The organism is Rubrivirga marina (genome assembly GCF_002283365.1).
Taxonomy (GTDB): Bacteria; Bacteroidota; Rhodothermia; order Rhodothermales; family Rubricoccaceae; genus Rubrivirga; species Rubrivirga marina.
Map to the genome: position 1 here is coordinate 4,251,187 of NZ_MQWD01000001.1, position 12,698 is coordinate 4,263,884.

The window sequence follows — 12,698 nt, forward strand, 5'->3', positions numbered from 1 at the left end:
GCCGAGGCGGGCCTAGTCGCGCTCGACCGTGAGCAGCACGCCGACGGGCTCGACGGCCGGGCGCGCGTCGCCGGGCGGGGAGAACACGCCGTCGGTGGCGGGGACGAACCACGACTGGTCGCCCTGGCGGACGTAGAGCTCGAACGGGACGCCGGCGAGCGTGCCGCCATCGCCCTCCACGGACCACGAGAGCGTCCGCGTGGATTCGTCCCAGCGTGTGCGGAGGGTCGGGACGCCCTCGCCATACACCCAGCGTTCGAAGAGCGGGCCGAGGTCGCGGTCGGCCTCGGCCTCGAGCGCCGCGCGGAACTCGTCCGTCGAGAGCGGCCGGTCCGCGTAGTCGCGCTGGATCTGGCGGATCGCCTCGAAGAATGCCGTGTCGCCGATCGTGAGGCGGATCAGGTGGAAGACGGCGCCGCCCTTCTGGTAGACCGTCGCCGAGAGGACGTCGCCGGGGTCGTCGTAGGACTGGGGTACGAGGGGGCGGGCGGCGTCGCGGGCCGAGATCTCGCGCGACATCAGCGTGCGGAAGCGCCGGCCGGCGGTCGGGCCGTCGAGGCGGGCGTAGACCTCCGTCGTGAAGTACGTCGCAGCCCCCTCGCTCAGCCACAGGTCCCGCCAGTCGTCCGGGACGACGGCGTTGCCCCACCACTGGTGGACGATCTCGTGGACGTTGACCTCCTCGATCGGATTCCGGCCCTCGGCGGTCGCGCCGTACAGCTCCGCCCGGAGGAACGGCGCGGCGGCGTTCTCCATGCCGGCGTAGGCCATCGGCACCTGGACCGTCGCGTAGGTCTCGTACGGGTAGCGCCCGAGGAAATCGGCGAGCGTCTCCAGGATCTCAGGCGTCCGCCCGAGCCGAGACGCGAGGTGGGCGTCGGCGGCGAGGAGCGCGTGGCGGATCGGGACCGGCCCGTCCTGCTCCGTCACCGTGAAGTCGCCGATGGCGAAGGCCCACGTGTACGGCGGCGCGGGCTCGTCGAGGACGAACCGGGCGCGGCGCCGGCCATTCGCGAGCGAGTCGCCGACGGCGCGGCCGGAGGCGACGACCTCGGCCGCCTCGGGCACGTCGAGCGTGAGGTCGAGCGTCGCGGGGTCCGACGGGTGGTGGACCGCTGGGAGCCAGCCGGCCGTCCGGTCGGGCCAGCCGTCGGTGTAGACGACCGTCTGCCCCGCGAACGCGTCGGCGTAGAGCCCGGCCTCCGGGACGCCGCGGTAGGCGACCTCGACGCGGGACGAGTCGTCGGCCCCCGCGAGCGGGACGTCGAGGGCGTCGCCCTCGCGCCAGAACAGGACGGTCTCGCCGTCGACGCGTACCGTGACCACCTCGAGCGCGTCCTCGAGGCCGAACACGAGGCGTCCGAGCGTGTCGGGGTGGACCACGTCGAGCGCCGCCGTCGCGTCGAGCTGGCGCGTCGCGGGGTCGAGGGTGATGTCCGCCCGGACGTGCCAGACGTCGACGCCGGGCTGGGGGCGCGGCGCCTCGACGCCGTCGTCCACGGCGCTCTCGCCGCACCCGCCGACGGCGACCACCAGCGGGACTAGAACAGCGAGAGCGAGTCGGCGGCCCACAGGACCCAGGCGATGAGGACGGCTTGCAGCGGCAGCCGCAGCAGAAGCACCCAGCGGGGCGCGAGACGGCGGAAGCGCTCGGACTCCCGCGCCATGTAGAGGTTCGCCGGGAAGACGGCGACCAGGAGGGCCACCAGCCCCCACCCCGCCCACGGCCGAAGCGCCGGGATCAACAGGCCGGCGCCGCCCAGGATCTCGGCCGCGCCCGACACCAGGACGAGCGTGCGCGGGCTCGGCAGCGACGGCGGGACGATGGCCTCGAACAGCCGCGGCTTCACGAAGTGGAGCACGCCGCCCCCCACGAAGGCGACGGCCAGCAGGACGAGCGAGACGCCGCGCGCGGTCACGGGTGCGCCCGCCTCGGCGGACCGGTCGGGCGAGTCGCCGAGGCGGAACGGGTCACGCGTCGTCGCCGCCGAGCACGTCGCCGTACATCCCCTCGATGAGCGCGTCGGAGATGCCCATCGCCGAGAAGCCGCCGTCGTGGTAGAGCGTCTGCATCGTGACCATCCGCGTGTAGTCGCTGAGGAGCGTCACGCAGTAGTCGGCGCAGGACGCCTGGTCGGCGTTGCCGAGCGGGGCCACCTTCTCGGCGAAGTCGAACATGGCGTCGAAGCCCTGGATGCCGCCACCGGCCGTCGTCTTGGTCGGGCTCTGGGAGACCGCGTTGATCCGGATGCCGCGCCGGCCGAGCCGGTAACCGAAGCTCCGGACGATGCTCTCCAAGAGCGCCTTCGCGTCGCCCATCTCGGAGTACTCCGAAAAGACCCGCTGCGCGCCGATGTAGCTCATCGCGAGGACCGACCCGCCGTCGGCGAGCGCGTCCTTGGCGAGCGCGGCGCGGACCATCCTGTGGAGCGAGATGGCCGAGATGTCGAGCGACTTCTGGTACCACTCGTACTTGAGCTCCTCGTAGGCCCGCCCCTTGCGGACGTTCATCCCCATCCCGATCGAGTGGACGACGAAGTCGAGCGGCCCGCCGAGCGCGTCGGTCGCCTGAGCGAACAGGTCTTCGAGCTCGTCGTCGGCCGTGGCGTCGGCGTAGACGACGGGGCTGCCGCCGGTGGCTTCGGCGAGCTCGTCGAGGCGGCCGAAGCGGCGGGCGACGGGCGCGTTCGTGAGCACGAACCGGGCGCCCTCGCGGTGGGCGGCCTCGGCGAGCGCCCAGGCGATGGAGTCGGGGTCGAGCGCGCCGGAGATGACGCCGGTCTTGCCGGCGAGGAGACCATTCGAGTCGGCCATCGGAAGGGGAGTCGGGAGGGGGCCCCCAAGCTACGGCCGGCCCGGCGGCGCCTGCCGCCGGCGCCCTCGCCGCTCCGACCTCGTCCGCCTCGGCGCCGAGGCGGAGGGAGTCGGCTCGGACGATCCGGCCTCCGTGCTACCGCAGGCGACGCTACGCCAGGAGCTTCTCGACGGCCGCCAGCATGTCGGCCTTCATGACGGGCTTCGAGAGGTAGGCGTCGAAGCCGGCCTCGAGGCAGCGGCGGCGGTCCTCCGGCGAGGCGTGGGCCGTGAGCGCGAGCGTCGGGAGTGTGCTCAGGCGCGGGTCGGCGCGGATCTGCTGGACGAGCTCGATCCCGGTCATCCCGCCCTGGTAGTTCAAGTCGAGGAGGGCCACGTCGACGCCGCCGCCGGCCAGCCGCCGGGCGGCCTCCTCGGCGGACTGGGCCGTCACGACGTCGTACCCCTTGCGGAGGTAGATCTCGAACAGCTGGCAGTTTTCGGGGTAGTCGTCGGCGATGAGGATGGTCGGTCGGGGGGCGGACATGGGGCCAGGGTGGTGGTCTTTGAGGTATCGCCGTGGATCCCTCGACCTGAAGCCCTCGGCGCCAGTTAGGTCCCCACCGCTCGCCGAAACGCGTCACCGAGCGGCGCCGCCGCATCCCGGAGCGCGTCGAACACGCCGGGCGCAGCGGCGACGAGGCCGCCCGTCGTCACGGGGTCGGCGCCGTCCCAGAGGCCGGTGACCGTCCCGCCGGCGGCCTCGACCAGCACGACGCCGGCGGCCACGTCCCACGGCGCGAGGCCGGCCTCGAAGAACCCGTCGAACCGCCCGGCCGCCGTCCACGCGAGGTCGACCGCGGCGGCGCCGTGGCGGCGGAGCCCGCGCGTTGAGCGCATGAGCGCCTCGGCGGTCTCGAGGTAGCCGTCCATCCAGCGGTAGTCGCGGAACGGGAAGCCGGTGGCGACGAGCGCGTCGTCGAGGCGGGCCGTGTCGGACACCGAGGCGCGAGCGCCGTCGAGGGTGAGGCCGGCGCCGCGGACCGCTGAGAACAGCTCGCCGGAGGCCACGTCGAGCACGACGCCGACCTCGCCGACGCCGTCGACGCGGAGGCCGATCGACACGGCGTAGGGCGGGACGCCGTGGGCGAAGTTGGTCGTCCCGTCGAGCGGGTCGACGATCCAGACCCGGCCGCGGTCGAGGTCGACGCCTTCGTCCTCTCCCTCCTCGCCCACGAGTGTGTCGTCGGGGAACGCCTCGCAGAGCGCGTCGAGGACGATCCGCTGCGCGCCCTCGTCGACGAACGAGACGAGGTCGTGGACGCCCTTGGCGCGGAGGTCGTCCGCGGACAATCCACCCGCATGAGGACGGATGAAGGCGGCGGCGGCGCGGGCGGCGGCCTCGGCGGCGCGGCGCTCGGGGTCGAAGGGCATGGGGCGTCCGGGGAGGGTCGAGTGCAACCGTACGCCGGGGGGCGGGTTCTGACCGCGCGTATCCTCGTGCCCGTGCGTTCGCTCCCCGCCCTCGCCCTCCTCGCGCTCGCCGCCGTCGGCTGCGCCGACCCCGACCCGGCCCCGCCACCCGCCGACCCCGAGGCCCTGCGCCTGCTCGACGCGGTCGACGCCTCGGCCGTCGCCGACGCCTTCGCCGACCTCGACGCCGACGGCTACGAAGCCGACCTGACGGTGACGACCCTCGGCGCTGGGGGGCAGCCCCTCGACCGCGAGACGGTCGCGATCGCCTACGGCTCCAACGGGACTCGCGTCCTCGCCGGCACGCCGCAGGAGGACGAGGCCCCACGCCTCCGTGACCCCATCGCCTCGGCGCTCTCGGACGACCCGCCGTACGTCGACCCCGTCGCGCGCGAGGCGTACCGGCTGGCGGCCGTCGGCGACACGACGATCGGCGGCGTCAGCTTCCGCTTGGTGGAGGCCGTCCTCACCGATACGACGGCCGAACAGGGCGTGCGGCGCGTGTGGGCGGCCGTGACCGAGGGCGGTCGCGTGGGCGCCATCGAGGTCGAGCGGCGGGCCGACGCCGCGATCTACACCGAGCGGAGCCGCGTCCGCGTCGACCTCGCCCCCCACGCCGGCGGCTGGGTCCCGCGCCGCGTCGTGACGGACGCCGCGACCGACGTCCCGCTCTCCCCTCCGAGCCGCGTCCGCACCGAGTGGACGATCCGGCCGCGCGGCGCCTCCGGGACGTGACGGCCGCGGCGACGCTCGGCACGCCGATCCGGCACCTCGCGTCGGCCGGCTCGACGATGGACGAGGCCGCGGCGTGGGCGGCCGAGGGCGCGCCGCACGGCGCCGTCGTCGTGGCCGAGCACCAGCACGGCGGGCGTGGGCGTCATGGCCGCGCGTGGGAGGCGCCGCCCGGGCAGAGCCTCCTCGTCACCGTCGTCCTCCGCCCGGACCTCGCCGCCGACCGCGTCGGCCTCGTCCCGCTCGCGGCCGGGCTCGCCGTCGCCGAGGCCGTCGACGCGTTCGGCGCCGACGCCCGCCTCAAGTGGCCGAACGACGTCCGCGTCGGGGGGCGGAAGCTGGCGGGCGTCCTCGCCGAGACGACGTGGTCGCGCGGCCAGGCCTGCGTGCTCCTCGGCGTCGGGCTGAACGTGGGGCAGGACGCCTTCCCTCCGCCTCTCGACCAGACCGCGACCTCGCTCCGCCTGGAGACCGGCCAGCCCGTCCCCCGGCTCGCCCCGCTCCGCCCGATCCTCGACCGGCTCGCGGGCCTCCTCGCCCTCGCCGAGGCGGACCCGGCCGCGCTCGTCAGCGCTGTCGAGGCTCGACTCGAACGGGTCGGCGACGCCATCGAAGTGCGCGACCCCGGGAGCGGTGCGCTGGTCGTCGCCGGCCGCGTCCTCGGCCTCGCCCCCACTGGCGCGCTCCGCCTCCTGACGCCCGGCGGCGAGCGGGACGTCTACGCGGGCGAAGTGACGCTGGCAGCTCCGTGATCCTCGTCACCGGCGCCACGGGCTTCGTCGGCTCCGCCCTCGTCCGCCAGGTGCTGGCGGAGGGCGCGCCCGTGCGGATCCTCCGCCGCGCGACCTCTGACCTCGCCCACCTCGGGGAGGCCGCCGGCCGAGTCGAGCACGCCATCGGCGACGTGACCGACGCCGATTCGGTGTATCGGGCGATGGACGGCGTCCGGACGGTCTACCACGTGGCGGCGGTCGTCGCCTTCGGGCGCGGGGCGCGGCAGCGGCTCCGCGACGTCAACGTGCGGGGGACGGCGCACGTCGTGAACGCGGCGTTGGCGGAGGGCGTCGAGCGGCTCGTCCACACGTCGAGCATCGCCGCCCTCGGGCGGCCGGAGCGGGCCGGCGGCGTCATCGACGAGACGGCCGTGTGGACGCCATCGAAGGCGAACACGGCGTACGCCGTCAGCAAGCGCGACGCCGAGTTCGAAGTGCTGCGCGGCGTGGCCGAGGGGCTCGACGCCGTCCTCGTCAACCCGGCCCTCATCTTCGGGCCGGGCCGACCGGGTGAGGGGACGTTCGCCCTCGCGGAGCGCGTCGCCGCGGGGCGCGTCCCGCTCGCGCCACCGGGCGGCACGGCCGTCGTCGACGTGGAGGACGTGGCGGCCGGCCTCCGCCTCGCGTGCGCCCACGGCGAGACGGGCGCCCGCTACGTCCTCGCCGCGGAGAACCGGCTGTGGGCCGACCTCCTCCAGACCCTCGCCGAGGCGGCCGGGGCCGCGCCGCCGCGTCGGACCGCGCCGGCGTGGCTTCTGAGAACGGCCGGCGCGCTCGCCGAGGTGAGCGCGGCGCTCACGGGCGCGGAACCCGGCCTCACCCGCGAGACCGCTCGGACGGCCGCCGCGGCGCACCGCTACGATGGGTCGAAGGCCCGTCGCGACCTCGGCCTGACGTACCGCCCGTTCGACGAGACCGCCCGGCGCATCGCCGACGCCCTCGGCTAGCGCGGCGGCCCGGTATCTTCCGGCATGGCCCTCCACCTCCGCACCGGCGAGACGTCACTCTCGCTCGACCGCGCCGACGGCGCCCTGACCGCCGACGGCGAACCGCTCGACGCCCGCCTCACCCGCCTCGGCGCGACCGGCGACGCCGAGACCGTCCTCCTCGTCGCCGACGGCCGCCCGCGCGTCGTCACCGTCGAGCGCGACGGGGGCACCACGCGCGTCTGGGTCGATGGCGCGCCCGTCGAGGTCGAGACCCGCACCGACGCCGACCTCCTGCTGGAGCGGTTCGGCCTCGACGCCGGCGACACGGCCGCCGACCGCGAGGTCCGCGCGCCGATGCCGGGCCTCGTCCTCCGCGTGCTCGTCGAGCCCGGCGCCGAGGTCGAGGCGGGCCAGGGGCTCGTGGTCCTCGAGGCCATGAAGATGGAGAACGAGCTGACGGCCCCCGCCGCCGGCACCGTCGCCGCCGTCCACGTCACCGCGAGCGACGCCGTGGCCAAGAACGAGCTGCTGGTCGAGATCGACGTCTAGGCACGCGGACCTCCCGTCGGATGAGCGAGTTCGTCCCTCGCCCCCTCCCGCGCTCGCATGTCCACGCTCCTCCTCCTCAGCAACTCGACCTCGCCGGGCCGGCCTTACCTGGCCCACGCCCGCGACTGGATCGCCGAGGCCGTCGGGGACGCGCGGCGCGTGGCGTTCGTCCCGTACGCCGCCGTGACGTTCGCGTACGACGACTACGTCGCCCGCGTCCGCGAAGCGCTCGACGGGCTGCGCCTGGAGATCGTCGGCGTCCACGCCTCGGCCGATCCTGCTGGCGTCGTGGCCGGGGCTGACGCCGTGTTCGTCGGTGGGGGCAACACGTTCCACCTCCTCCGCGAGGCGTACCGCCACGGGCTCCTCGACGCGATCCGCCAGCGGGTGGCCGACGGCGCGCCGTACGTCGGGTGGAGCGCCGGCTCGAACCTCGCGTGCCCGAGCGTCCGCACGACGAACGACATGCCCATCGTCGAGCCGCCGTCGCTCGACGCGCTCGGGCTCGTCCCGGTCCAGATCAACCCCCACTACACCGACGCGCACCCCCCGGGGCACCAGGGCGAGACGCGCGCCCAGCGGCTCGCCGAGTTCGTCGCCGCGAACCCCGAGTCGCCGGTCGTCGGTCTGCCCGAGGGCACGGCCGTCCGCGTCGCCGACGGGCGGGCGGGGCTGCTCGGAGAGGGCGCCGCGCGCGTGTTCGACCCGCAGTCGCCGGAGGGCCGGGAGGCCGCGCCGGGCGAGGCCGAGGCTCTGTTCGTCCGCTAGGTCCGCCGGCCTCGGGCGCGGCGCCGAGGCGGCCGCATCTCCGGCGAGGCGTCTCCGTTGAACCCCGGACCTCGCGCCCCTCCCCTCGACCGATGCCCGCCCCCCTCATCCCGATCACGTCCGCCGACCACATCCCCGGCCAGACCATCCTCGAGCACCTCGACGTCGTCTACGGCAACACCGTCCGGGCCAAACACGTCGGGCGGGACCTCATGGCCGGGCTGAAGTCGGTCGTCGGCGGCGAGATCCGCGGCTACACCGAGATGCTTCGGGACGCCCGCGATGAGGCTCTCGACCGGATGAAGGAGGACGCCCTCGGCCTGGGCGCCGACGCCGTCATCAACGTCCGGTTCACGACGAGCCAGGTCGGCCAGGGCATGGCCGAGATGCTAGCGTACGGCACGGCGGTCCGGCTCGAGGACTGACCCGCCTCTATCCGGCTTCGGCCTCTGTGGCGGCTTTCTGCGCGAACGCCGTCACCAGCCGCGCGTGCGCGGCGACCACGTCGACGAGGCCGGTCTCGGCGAGGCGCGCGTCGGGCGACGTCGGGAGCTTGGGCGGCGAGACGCGGCCCATCCACAGCGGCAGCTTCTCGCGGAGGAGCGACGGACCCGGGAACCGGCCGGGCGCGAGGTGCACGGCGTAGAACGCCGCCTTCCGGTCGAGGCGGGCGTAGACGCTCTGGTCGGGCTCGACCTCGCCCTCGGCCCCCGTCGCGACGACGGCCGCGCCCAGGAGGAAGTCGTGGTAGAGGAACGGGAGTTCGGCGAGCGCCGGCCCCACGGCGGCCAGCACGTCGGGGTGCCCGCGGAGGCCGACCTCGGCGGCCCGCGCCGTGACCGTCGCGACGAGGGCGAGGGTCTCCTCCGCGACGAGTTCGGGGTCGGCCTGGTCGGTCAACACGGGGAGGACCGAGCGGACGACATCCTGGGTCGTGGACAGCGCGGCGGCGGCGGCGAACGCCGTTACCCGCGCGGAAAGGGAGAGGCCAGAGGTCATGGCAGACTAGATTTTTTAGGCGGAAGCGCTTTTCAGTTTGGACTTGGTGTTGCCAACGGCCACGTCGCAAAAATAAATAGGGGGTTCCACCCACCTACCCCTCCGCTCATGCCCCGCTCGCTCCTCGCGCTCGCGCTGTTCCTCGCCGCGCCCACGGCTCTCGCCCAGCCTGGCGTCTCGCTCGGCGCCGACATCGTCAGCCGCTACGTCTGGCGTGGCATCGACTACGGCGACCAGATCAACATCCAGCCGACCCTCGCCGTCACGTTTGACAACGTCGAGGTCGGGACGTGGGCGTCGTACTCGATCAGCAGCTTCGGCGACGGGCCCGCGTTCGCGGAGCAGGACTTCTACGTCAGCGCCTCGGCCGGCCCGGCCTCGTTCGGCATCACGGACTACTACTACCCGATCCTGAACGGCGCCGAGAGCTCGGACTTCTTCAACTTCGACGGCGACTACGCTGGGGCCCACACGCTCGAGGCCTTCGTCCAGCTCGCGCCCGAGAGCGTCCCGCTGAGCCTGCTCGTGGCGACGGCGTTCTACAACGCCTCGGACTTCCCGACCTACGTCGAGCTGGGCACGGGCTTCGAGCTCGGCGGCCTCGAGTGGGGCGCGGCGGCCGGGGCCGTATTCGCCCTCGACCCGCCGGAGGGGACGACCGGCAGCCCGTTCTACGGGACGACCGACGACGCCGCGCTCATCAACCTGTCGCTCGGCGCCACCAAGGACATCCCGCTGACGGACGCGTTCTCCCTGCCCGTCTCGGCCGCGTTGATCGTCAACCCGGACTCGGAGCGGAGCTTCCTCGTCTTCGGCGTGAGCCTGTAGCGGACTCAGGGCGACGCGTCGCGCCCGGCCGGCGGTCCGCGCCGGCCGGGCGCGATCGAGTTCGGCCCCGGAGTCGGCGCGGCTCAGCTCTGCTGCTGGGTCCCGCCGCCCGGCCCGCCGCCGATGGCCGTCCGCATCTCGGTGTCGGCCTCGATGTTGCGGAGGTTGTAGTAGTCCATGATCCCGAGGTTGCCCTGGCGGAACGCCTCGGCCATGGCCTTCGGGATCTCGGCCTCGGCCGCGACGAGGTTGGCCCGCTGCTCCTGCTCGGAGGCGACGGCCGCCGCGCGGCGCTCCTCGGCCTTGGCCCGGGCGACGCGGAGGTCGGCCTCGGCCTGGTCGGTCTGGAGCTTGGCCCCGATGTTCTCGCCGACGTCGACGTCGGCGATGTCGATCGAGAGGATGTCGAAGGCCGTCCCGTTGTCGAGGCCCTTCGAGAGGACCGTCTTGGAGATGTTGTCCGGGTTTTCCAGCACCATCGCGTGCGTGTCGGACGAGCCAATCGTGCTCACGATGCCCTCGCCGACGCGGGCGATGATCGTCTCCTCGCCCGCGCCGCCGACCAGCCGCTCGATGTTGGCCCGGACGGTCACCCGCGCGATGGCGCGGACCTGGATCCCGTCCTTTGCGATGGCCGAGATCGGCGGCGTCTCGATGACCTTCGGGTTGACCGACACCTGGACGGCCTCGAACACGTCGCGGCCGGCGAGGTCGATGGCCGTCGCCCGCTCGAACGAGAGGTCGATGTTCGCCTTGTCGGCCGAGATCAGCGCGTTGACGACCTGCTGGACGTGGCCGCCGGCGAGGTAGTGGGCCTCGAGGAGCGGCGGCTCGACCGGGATCCCCGCCTTGTGCGCCGTGATGAGCGGCCGGACGATGGCCGCCGGCGGCACGTTCCGCAGCCGCATCCCGACGAGGTCGCGGAACAGGCTCAGCTTCACGCCCGAGAAGATGGCCGTGATCCACAGCCGGACCGGGACGAAGTACAGGATCACGATCCCGAACAGGACCGCGCCGAGGATGACGATGAGGCTGCCGACGCCGAGGAGGTCTTCCATAGGTCTCATAGGTACGCGGCGGCCGGTACGCCCGCCGAGGGTCTAGTTGTTGCGCGGCCCGGCGGGCCGGCGGTAGTCGCCGCTCCGCCCGCCGGTCTTGGCGAGGAGCCGGACGCCCGTGATCTCGATCTCCTTCGTGACCGACTTGCACATGTCGTAGATCGTCAGCGCGGCGATGGACACGGCCGTGAGGGCCTCCATCTCGACGCCCGTCGGGCCCTCCGTCTTCGTGATCGCGCGGACGTCAACCGCCCCGGCCTCGTCGTCGAGCGAGAACTCGATCTCGACGTTCTGAAGGTTGACGTCGTGGCAGAGTGGGAGGAGCCGGCTCGTCTGTTTGGCGCCGAGGACGCCGGCCACGTTCGAGACCGTGAGCACGTCGCCCTTGCGGATCTCGTTCTCGCGGATGAGCCGGAGCGCCTCGGCCCCGACGATCACGCGGCCCGCCGCGACCGCCGTCCGTGCCGTCGAGGTCTTCTGGCTGACGTCGACCATCCGGGCTTGGCCCTGGTCGTCGACGTGGCTGAGGGTAGGGGTCTCGGTCATGGAAGCGGCGGGGGAACGCCCTCGAAGATACCTGGGCGCGGCGAACGGATTCGGGCGTTTTCGAGGGCCGAGTTCCAGGGGGACGGCGTTGCGGCTTGACCCCGGCCGCCGACCGGACACGCGACGTCACCTGCCCCCTCCGATGGCGCTCGCCGACCGGCTCGCCTCTCCTCGCCTCGGCGCCGAGGCGAGGCCACCCGGCGTCAGCCGCCGATGGTGATCATCGGCCGGTTCTCCGTGGCGGCGAGGACGTCCATGCCGGCATGAGCGCGGGCCTTGCCGGCCAGCGACCGGCGAACGAGCTCGAGGAGGTCGGCGTCCGTCGCGCCGCCCCGCATCGCGTCGCGGAGGCTGACCTCACGGGCCCCGAACAGGCACACCTTCAGCGCCCCATCGGCCGTGACGCGGAGGCGGTTGCAGCCGGCGCAGAACGGAACCGTCATGCTCGCCACGAACCCGACGCGGCCGCGCCAGCCGGGGCGCGAGAACGTCCGAGCCGTGGAGTGCGGCCCGTCATCGAGCGCGTCGAGCGGACCGTGGACGTCCTCGATGCGCGCCCGGGTCTCGGCGTAGGGCACCAGCTCCGACCGGTCCCAGCCGTTCCCGTCGAACGGCATGACCTCGATAAAGCGGACCTCGATCGGCTCCCGCGCCGCCCAGTCCGCGAAGTCCACCGCCTCGTCCTCGTTGACGCCGCGGAGGGCGACGACGTTGACCTTCAGCGAGCGGGGGCCGTCGATCCGATAGCCGAGGCGGAGCGCGGCGTCGAGCGCCGAGAGCACGCGATCGAGGCCCGGCCGGCGCGTGACGGCCTCGAACCGGTCGGCGCGGAGGGTGTCGAGCGAGAGCGTGAGGTCGGTGAGGCCCGCGGCACGGAGGTCCGGGAGGCGGTCTTCGAGGAGCAGACCGTTCGTCGTGAGCGCGAGCGAGCGGAGGCCGAGGCGCCCAAGCCGCTCCGCCACCTCGACGGCGTCCTTCCGCACGAGCGGCTCGCCGCCGGTCAACCGGATCTTGTCTACTCCCACCTCGGCGAGCACGCGGGCGAGGCGCTCGATCTCGTCGGTCGAGAGCATCTGCCGGGTCGGCGTGAGCGGGACGCCCTCGGCCGGCATGCAGTAGACGCAGCGGAGGTTGCACCGCTCCGTGAGCCCGAGCCGGAGCGTCGTGTGCCGGCGGCCGAACGAGTCGGTGAGGGGGCTCATTCGTCCTTGCGGAAGATCGTCCGCGCGATGGCGATCACGACGCCGACC

Annotated in this window: 16 protein-coding genes; 7 read left to right on the plus strand and 9 right to left on the minus strand. The window is 73.7% G+C overall.

Going from position 1 to position 12,698, the window contains the following annotated elements:
• Positions 1 to 12 precede the first annotated feature (12 nt).
• From BSZ37_RS18205 to BSZ37_RS18225, 5 genes are all read right to left on the minus strand, one after another.
• Positions 13 to 1,533 carry a M1 family metallopeptidase gene (locus BSZ37_RS18205; protein ID WP_179299749.1) on the minus strand — a complete coding sequence of 507 codons (1,521 nt, stop codon included), beginning with the start codon at positions 1,531 to 1,533 and terminating at the stop codon, positions 13 to 15.
• 8 nt (positions 1,534 to 1,541) lie between these two features.
• The gene (locus BSZ37_RS18210) at positions 1,542 to 1,919 is read right to left on the minus strand and encodes a DoxX family protein (RefSeq protein WP_095511921.1); all 378 of its coding nucleotides are present in this window, start codon (positions 1,917 to 1,919) and stop codon (positions 1,542 to 1,544) included.
• Between the two features lie 52 nt (positions 1,920 to 1,971).
• Entirely contained in the window at positions 1,972 to 2,814 is an 843-nt protein-coding gene (locus BSZ37_RS18215) for an enoyl-ACP reductase FabI (RefSeq protein ID WP_095511922.1), read from the minus strand.
• Positions 2,815 to 2,965: 151 nt separating this feature from the next.
• Positions 2,966 to 3,340, minus strand: a complete 375-nt coding sequence (locus BSZ37_RS18220) for a response regulator (protein ID WP_095511923.1) — start codon at positions 3,338 to 3,340, stop codon at positions 2,966 to 2,968.
• A gap of 65 nt (positions 3,341 to 3,405) precedes the next feature.
• A complete protein-coding gene (locus BSZ37_RS18225; RefSeq protein WP_095511924.1) occupies positions 3,406 to 4,227 on the minus strand; it encodes an inositol monophosphatase family protein in 822 nt (273 codons plus the stop codon).
• Positions 4,228 to 4,299: 72 nt separating this feature from the next.
• On the opposite strand from BSZ37_RS18225, the gene BSZ37_RS18230 reads away from it, so the two are divergent.
• The 6 genes from BSZ37_RS18230 to BSZ37_RS18255 all read left to right on the plus strand — a co-directional run bounded on the left by BSZ37_RS18230 (position 4,300) and on the right by BSZ37_RS18255 (position 8,442).
• A complete protein-coding gene (locus tag BSZ37_RS18230) occupies positions 4,300 to 5,001 on the plus strand; it encodes a hypothetical protein (protein WP_095511925.1) in 702 nt (233 codons plus the stop codon).
• Positions 4,965 to 5,750: a biotin--[acetyl-CoA-carboxylase] ligase gene (locus tag BSZ37_RS18235; RefSeq protein ID WP_095511926.1), complete on the plus strand. Its 786-nt coding sequence runs from the start codon at positions 4,965 to 4,967 to the stop codon at positions 5,748 to 5,750. Before BSZ37_RS18230 ends, BSZ37_RS18235 begins: the two co-directional genes overlap by 37 nt.
• Positions 5,747 to 6,718, plus strand: a complete 972-nt coding sequence (locus BSZ37_RS18240; RefSeq protein ID WP_095511927.1) for an NAD-dependent epimerase/dehydratase family protein — start codon at positions 5,747 to 5,749, stop codon at positions 6,716 to 6,718. Before BSZ37_RS18235 ends, BSZ37_RS18240 begins: the two co-directional genes overlap by 4 nt.
• Before the next feature lie 24 nt (positions 6,719 to 6,742).
• Positions 6,743 to 7,249: an acyl-CoA carboxylase biotin carboxyl carrier protein subunit gene (locus tag BSZ37_RS18245; RefSeq protein WP_095511928.1), complete on the plus strand. Its 507-nt coding sequence runs from the start codon at positions 6,743 to 6,745 to the stop codon at positions 7,247 to 7,249.
• Positions 7,250 to 7,306: 57 nt separating this feature from the next.
• Entirely contained in the window at positions 7,307 to 8,017 is a 711-nt protein-coding gene (gene pepE, locus BSZ37_RS18250; protein WP_095511929.1) for a dipeptidase PepE, read from the plus strand.
• 107 nt (positions 8,018 to 8,124) lie between these two features.
• A complete protein-coding gene (locus BSZ37_RS18255) occupies positions 8,125 to 8,442 on the plus strand; it encodes a YbjQ family protein (protein WP_218830601.1) in 318 nt (105 codons plus the stop codon).
• Positions 8,443 to 8,449: 7 nt separating this feature from the next.
• Here the strand turns inward: BSZ37_RS18255 and BSZ37_RS18260 are convergent, their stop codons facing one another.
• Positions 8,450 to 9,016 carry a hypothetical protein gene (locus BSZ37_RS18260; RefSeq protein ID WP_095511931.1) on the minus strand — a complete coding sequence of 189 codons (567 nt, stop codon included), beginning with the start codon at positions 9,014 to 9,016 and terminating at the stop codon, positions 8,450 to 8,452.
• 108 nt (positions 9,017 to 9,124) lie between these two features.
• Here BSZ37_RS18260 and BSZ37_RS18265 point away from each other — a divergent pair, with 108 nt between their 5' ends.
• Positions 9,125 to 9,844, plus strand: a complete 720-nt coding sequence (locus BSZ37_RS18265; RefSeq protein WP_095511932.1) for a TorF family putative porin — start codon at positions 9,125 to 9,127, stop codon at positions 9,842 to 9,844.
• 83 nt (positions 9,845 to 9,927) lie between these two features.
• Here BSZ37_RS18265 and floA read toward each other — a convergent pair whose 3' ends face one another.
• The 3 genes from floA to moaA all read right to left on the minus strand — a co-directional run bounded on the left by floA (position 9,928) and on the right by moaA (position 12,650).
• The gene (gene floA / locus BSZ37_RS18270) at positions 9,928 to 10,902 is read right to left on the minus strand and encodes a flotillin-like protein FloA (RefSeq protein WP_095511933.1); all 975 of its coding nucleotides are present in this window, start codon (positions 10,900 to 10,902) and stop codon (positions 9,928 to 9,930) included.
• 42 nt (positions 10,903 to 10,944) lie between these two features.
• On the minus strand, positions 10,945 to 11,448 hold the full coding sequence (moaC, locus tag BSZ37_RS18275) for a cyclic pyranopterin monophosphate synthase MoaC (protein WP_095511934.1): 504 nt from the start codon (positions 11,446 to 11,448) through the stop codon (positions 10,945 to 10,947).
• A 203-nt stretch (positions 11,449 to 11,651) separates the two neighbouring features.
• On the minus strand, positions 11,652 to 12,650 hold the full coding sequence (gene moaA / locus BSZ37_RS18280) for a GTP 3',8-cyclase MoaA (RefSeq protein WP_095511935.1): 999 nt from the start codon (positions 12,648 to 12,650) through the stop codon (positions 11,652 to 11,654).
• Between the last annotated feature and the right edge of the window lie 48 nt (positions 12,651 to 12,698).